The sequence below is a fragment of the Aeromonas sp. HMWF014 genome, assembly GCF_963878295.1.
GTDB classification, from domain to species: Bacteria; Pseudomonadota; Gammaproteobacteria; order Enterobacterales; family Aeromonadaceae; genus Aeromonas; species Aeromonas popoffii.
In genome coordinates this window covers 1-5,700 of the sequence record NZ_CAWNYS010000248.1, presented here as the reverse complement: position 1 = coordinate 5,700, position 5,700 = coordinate 1, and the positions used below count along the sequence as shown (strand labels likewise).

The window sequence follows — 5,700 nt, the reverse complement described above, 5'->3', positions numbered from 1 at the left end:
GATCAGTTCCCCGAACAGTGGTCCCGCCAGGATCAGGGCTGGTACGGCGGCGATCAGACCGAACAGTATCATGTAGCCAAAATCGGCCCCCAGCTGAGATGCCACCAGAATGGGGCCCGGCGCCGGAATAAGGAACGCCTGGCAGGTTGCGATGCCTGCCAGCAGCGCTATGCCTATCTTCACCACGCTGCCGCCGCCACGGCGGACGATGGCAAAGGCCACCCCGATCAGCAGCACCACGGCCACGTCGAAGAAGAGCGGAAGGGCGCATATGAAGCCGGTCAGTGACATGGCCCAGTTGGCGCGCTTGACGCCAAAGGTACCGAGCAGGGTATGGGCCACTCGGTCGAGGGCGCCGGTGACTTCCATCACCTTGCCGAACATGGCGCCCAGCGCCACCACCACGGCCACGAAACCCAGGGTGCCGCCCATCCCTTTCTGGATGGTGTTGGCGATCTCGGCCGGGTTCATGCCGGCGGCGAGGCCAGCCACCATGGAGACCAGAATGAGGGAGACGACCGCGTGCAGGCGGGCCTTCATCACCAGAAAGAGCAGCAGCACTATGGAGCCGGCGGCCGTCATGATCAGGGATAGGTCAGACATTGTTGTGCGTTCCTTGTTCCAGATTCAGTATCGACACCCTGCCGATCCGTTGGCAGACCATATCTTTATGATTTATTTAGATTTATGGCCAGGGCTCAAGCTCGCTTGCCCAGGTGACTGTGAGTTCGCTCAGTCTGTGGCAGACTTCACATTTCTTGTTGTTACCGGTAACATGTTACCGGTAACGTGATAAGTTAGAACCCATCAGCAGCACGATTTTTGAAAAATGGGATAGAGGTCAAACAATGGCGGGCAAGAGCATTATTGTGATGGGTGTGTGTGGTAGCGGCAAGTCCAGCGTTGGCCTCAAGGTGGCCCAGGCATTGGGGGCCAAGTTCATCGATGGTGATGATCTGCATCCCAAGGCCAACATCCAGAAGATGGCTGGCGGCAAGCCCCTCAACGACGAGGATCGCGCCCCCTGGCTGGAGCGGATCCGCGACGCGGCTTACAGCCTGGAGCAGAAGAACGAGGTGGGCGTCATCGTCTGCTCGGCCCTCAAGAAGCAGTACCGTGACCAGATCCGCGAGGGCAATGACTCAGTGCATTTCCTGTTTCTGGATGGTGATCAGCCGCTTATCCTCGAACGGATGCGGGCACGGAAGGGCCATTTCATGCGGGAAACCATGGTACAAAGTCAGTTCGATACCCTGGAGCGCCCGGATGGCGAGGCCGGTGTATTCCACATCGACATAGACGGCACCTTCGAACAGGTGGTTGATAGGGCCGTCACAGCATTGGAGCAAGCCCAATGATCCATCAGGTTATTTCCAGCGTCACCGCCCGCATTCGCGAGCGCAGTGCCGCCCGTCGCCAGGCTTTTCTGGCCCGTATCCAGCGTCAGGCAGAGCAGGGCAAGACCCGCGCCGCGCTGGCCTGTGGCAACCTGGCGCACGCCGTGGCTGCCTGCAGCAGTGACGAGAAGGGTCGCATCCTCGACATGACCCGCGCCAACGTCGGCATCGTCACTGCCTACAACGACATGCTGAGCGCCCATCAGCCCTATCAGGGCTACCCGGACATCATCAAGGCGGCACTGGCCGAACTGGGCCACAGCGCTCAGGTGGCGGGTGGCGTACCGGCCATGTGTGATGGTGTGACTCAGGGTCAGCCGGGGATGGACATGTCCCTGTTTTCCCGCGATCTCATTGCTCAGGCGACCGCGCTGTCGCTCTCTCACAACACCTTCGACGCCACCCTGCTGCTCGGCATCTGCGACAAGATAGCCCCGGGCCAGATCATGGGGGCGCTCTCCCACGCGCACCTGCCCACCGCCTTCGTGCCGGCGGGCCCCATGGCCAGCGGCATCAGCAATGATGACAAGGTGAAGGTGCGCCAGCAGTACGCCGCCGGTGAAGTGGGTCGCGACGCCCTGCTGGAGATGGAGTGCGGTGCCTACCATGCACCGGGCACCTGTACCTTCTACGGCACCGCCAACACCAACCAGCTGGTGTTCGAGGCCATGGGCCTGATGCTGCCGGGCTCTGCCTTCGTCCATCCTCACAGCGAGTTGCGCCACGCTCTCACCGAAGAGGCTGCCCGCCGCATCAGCGCCATGATCCCGGGCTCTCCCGCCTACCGCCCCTTGAGCGAGGTGCTGGACGAGCGTGCCCTGGTCAATGGTCTGGTGGCCCTGCTCGCCTCTGGCGGCAGCACCAACCACAGCATCCACATGGTGGCGTTGGCACGGGCCGCCGGCCTGCACCTGACCTGGGACGACATCAGCGATCTCTCGGACGTGGTGCCGCTGCTGGTGCGCATGTACCCGAATGGCCCGGCTGATGTGAACGCCTTCGAACAGGCGGGCGGCGTGCCCGGCCTGATGCGCCGTCTGGCGCAAGAGGGGCTGATCCACATGGATGCCACTCCGGTGTTTGGCGAGATGCAGGATTACCTCAGCCGTCCGGCGTTGGTCGATGGCAAGCTGGTGTGGCAGCTGGTGGGCGAAAGCAGCGATGCGAGCGTGCTCTCCCCCTCTGGCAGCGTATTCCAGGCCACCGGCGGCACCAAGCTGCTGGTGGGCAATCTGGGTCGCGCCGTGGTCAAGGTCTCTGCCGTCGCCCCCGAGTATCGGGTGATTGAAGCCCCGGCCCGGGTCTTCTCTTCCCAGCATGCGGTGGAAGCGGCCTACAAGGCGGGTGATCTCAATCAGGACGCCGTTATCGTGGTGCGTCACAATGGCCCGGCCGCCAACGGCATGCCGGAGCTGCACAAGCTGATGCCGGTGCTCGGCAACCTGCAGAAGGCCGGTCACAAGGTAGCGTTGGTCACCGATGGCCGTCTCTCCGGTGCCTCCGGCAAGATCCCGGCCGCCATCCACGTCACCCCGGAAGCCTTGCACGGCGGGGCTATTGGTCTGCTGCAAGATGGCGATCTGCTGCGGGTGGACGCGGTGACAGGTCGTCTCGACTGCCTGACCGATTTGAGTGGCCGTACCCAGGCCGAGATTGACCTCACTCTGGAACAAGAGGGGTGGGGCCGTGAACTGTTCAGCGTGATGCGTCGCGCGGTATCGAGCGCCGAGTGCGGCGCCACCATCTTTGATTAAGGAAGAGTTATGCAGAACTGGAAAGTGACCCCTGCCGAGGTGTTTGCCGCCTCTCCGCTGGTGCCCGTGATGGTCATAAGCGACTTGGATCAGACCCTGCCGATGGCCAAGGCGCTGCAGGCTGGCGGCATCTCGGTGTTCGAAATCACCCTGCGCACCCCGGTGGCGCTCGACGCCATCGCCCTCATCGCCAAGGCGATGCCGGACGCCATGGTCGGTGCCGGTACCGTGCTCAACTGCGCGCAGTTTGACGCGGCCGTCGCCGCCGGTGCCCGCTTCGTCATCTCCCCGGGTATGACTCCGGCGCTGCTGGCCCACGCGGCCAAGAGTACCGCGCCGCTGATCCCGGGTGTTGCCACGCCTTCCGAGGTGATGCAGGCGCTGGAAGCGGGCTACGACCACCTGAAGTTCTTCCCGGCTGAAGCGAACGGCGGCACCAAGGCGCTCTCCGCCATTGCCGCTCCGCTGCCCCAGGTGAAGTTCTGCCCCACCGGCGGTATCGGCCCGAAAAACGTGGCCGACTATCTGGCGCTCAAGTGCGTGGCCACTGTTGGCGGCTCCTGGATGCTGCCAGCCGATGTGGTCAAGAGCGGCAACTGGGAAGAGGTGGCCCGCCTCTCCCGCGAAGCGGTTGAAATGGTTAAACGCTAAGCATCAGTTGTGCAGAAAAACCAGACAGGCCACCCTCGGGTGGCCTGTTCTGTTATCGGGATAAATGGGAAAAAGGCGCCTGCGGGTGGCCAGCAGGGTGTCCGGGTCGGATGATGCCGCTTGCCGCCGCTCGGGAAGAGGTTAACTCAGGCTTTCCCCCTCATAGAGGGAGAAACCTATATCCTTGCGGGTGTCGGGCAGGGGCTGGCCGCTGAGGCGAGCCAGCAGCATGGTCGCCGCTTCGCGGCCGATCGCTTCCCGCGGGGTGGCGATACTGGCCAGCTTGGGGGTCATGGCGTGGCCAATGTCGAGGGCATTGCACCCGGCAATGGCGATCTGCTGGGGCACAGGGATCCACTTGGCCTGACATTGCAGCAGGGCGCCCACCGCCAGGTCATCGTTGGTACAGAAGAGACCGTCGAGGTCGGGATAGCGCACCAGCGCCTGATCCAGCAGCTGGCCACCCAGGGTGAAGCTGGAAGATTGCTCGGTTAGCAGATGCTGGCCGGTGAGGCCGACGTCGCTCATCGCCTGATAGTAACCCTCCATCCGCAGCTGGGTGCGCACGTCGAGCCGCGCGCCGAGATAGACCACCTTGCGTCGGCCCCGGCGCAGCATCTCTGTTACCATGGCCCGGGCGGCGGCTCTATGATCCATGCCGACCACCATGTCGATGGGGGCTTGCGGCAGATCCATGGTTTCCACTACCGGAATGCCGGCGGTGGCGATCATCTTGCGGGTGCGCTCGGTATGCTGGCTGTCTGAAAGGATCAGGCCGTCCACGTGATAGGAGAGCAGGGAGGCCACCTGCTCCTCTTCCCGTTCCGGGCTGTAGCCGTAGTGAGCGAGCAGGGTCTGGTAGCCGGCAGGCCGGGTCACTGACTCAATGCCGTGCACCACGGCGGAAAAGACCTGGTTGGAGAGCGAGGGGATCAGGATGCCGATCGCCCTGCTGGTGGCGTTGGAAAGAATGTCCGGTGCCCGGTTGGGGATGTAGCCCTGTTCCTCCACTGCGGCGGCGATCCGCTCACGGGTGCCCTCGGCCACGGCCTGTGGATCGCGCAGGTAGCGGCTGACGGTCATCTTGGTGACCCCGGTCAGGTTGGCTATGTCCTGCAGGGTAGGGCGGCGCTTTCGGGTATCGTTCATCTCGGGATCCGGCAAAAATGTTACAGGTAACATTACCGTTTTTGTTTAACAAAGTCAGCATATGACGCCATCGGCAGGAGACTATTCGCATGATCAAGGGCAAGTGCTTCGAGGGGACGCGTTTCGAGCAGCAGGATGTGGCGGGAGAGTGTTTCACGGAGTGCCGCTTTATCGACTGCAACTTCTCCTGGTTGGATTTGAGCGAGAGCCGCTTCGTCGACTGCAGTTTTTACGAGCGGGAGCGCGAGCTGGGCTGCCAGCTGCAGGGCTGCGATCTGCGGGAGGCCAGTTTCCTTCGCTGTGATTTGACCCTGGCGGATCTTGGCCGCAGCCAGTGTCTGGGGCTGGAGATGCGTGACTGCCAGGCCATGGGCATCAACTTCGCCCGAGCCAGCTTCGCCAACCAGATCACCATCAAGAGCTACTTCTGCGAAGCGCATCTTACGGGCAATAACTTCAGCTACGCCAACTTCGATGGCTGTGTGCTGGAGCGCTGCGAGCTGACCGGCAATCGCTGGCAGGGAGCCAGCCTGCTGGGTGCTTCGCTGGCCGGCTCCGATCTGAGCGGCTCAGCGTTTGGCCAGATAGAGTGGACCAGTTTCAACCTGCAGGGCTGCGATTTGCGCCAGTGCGACCTGCCCGGGCTGGATCTGCGTCGGGTCAATCTGGATGGGGTGCAGATCAATGAAGAGCAGCAGCAGGGGTTGCTCGAACAACTCGGTCTCATCGTCTTCCCCTGATCCCGGTGG

At 62.8% G+C, this 5,700-nt stretch carries 6 protein-coding genes; 4 read left to right on the top strand and 2 right to left on the bottom strand.

Features of this window, described 5'->3' with window-relative positions; genetic code table 11:
• Positions 1-603 (bottom strand): GntT/GntP/DsdX family permease (locus tag AAC083_RS10075; RefSeq protein WP_258224651.1); only part of this gene is annotated, 603 nt, incomplete at its 3' end.
• Between the two features lie 245 nt (positions 604-848).
• On the opposite strand from AAC083_RS10075, the gene AAC083_RS10070 reads away from it, so the two are divergent.
• From AAC083_RS10070 to AAC083_RS10060, 3 genes are read left to right on the top strand one after another with little or no spacing between them, the layout of a single operon-like run.
• Positions 849-1,358: a gluconokinase gene (locus AAC083_RS10070; RefSeq protein ID WP_108536511.1), complete on the top strand. Its 510-nt coding sequence runs from the start codon at positions 849-851 to the stop codon at positions 1,356-1,358.
• Complete coding sequence (gene edd, locus AAC083_RS10065) at positions 1,355-3,151, top strand: phosphogluconate dehydratase (protein WP_108536510.1); 1,797 nt, start codon at positions 1,355-1,357, stop codon at positions 3,149-3,151. The genes AAC083_RS10070 and edd overlap by 4 nt, the downstream gene beginning before the upstream one ends.
• 9 nt (positions 3,152-3,160) lie before the next feature.
• Positions 3,161-3,802, top strand: coding sequence for a bifunctional 4-hydroxy-2-oxoglutarate aldolase/2-dehydro-3-deoxy-phosphogluconate aldolase (locus tag AAC083_RS10060; protein WP_108536509.1), 642 nt, complete (start codon positions 3,161-3,163; stop codon positions 3,800-3,802).
• 141 nt (positions 3,803-3,943) lie between these two features.
• Here the strand turns inward: AAC083_RS10060 and AAC083_RS10055 are convergent, their stop codons facing one another.
• A complete protein-coding gene (locus tag AAC083_RS10055; protein ID WP_108536508.1) occupies positions 3,944-4,951 on the bottom strand; it encodes a substrate-binding domain-containing protein in 1,008 nt (335 codons plus the stop codon).
• An 89-nt stretch (positions 4,952-5,040) separates the two neighbouring features.
• On the opposite strand from AAC083_RS10055, the gene AAC083_RS10050 reads away from it, so the two are divergent.
• A complete protein-coding gene (locus AAC083_RS10050; protein WP_108536507.1) occupies positions 5,041-5,691 on the top strand; it encodes a Qnr family pentapeptide repeat protein in 651 nt (216 codons plus the stop codon).
• Positions 5,692-5,700: the final 9 nt, after the last annotated feature.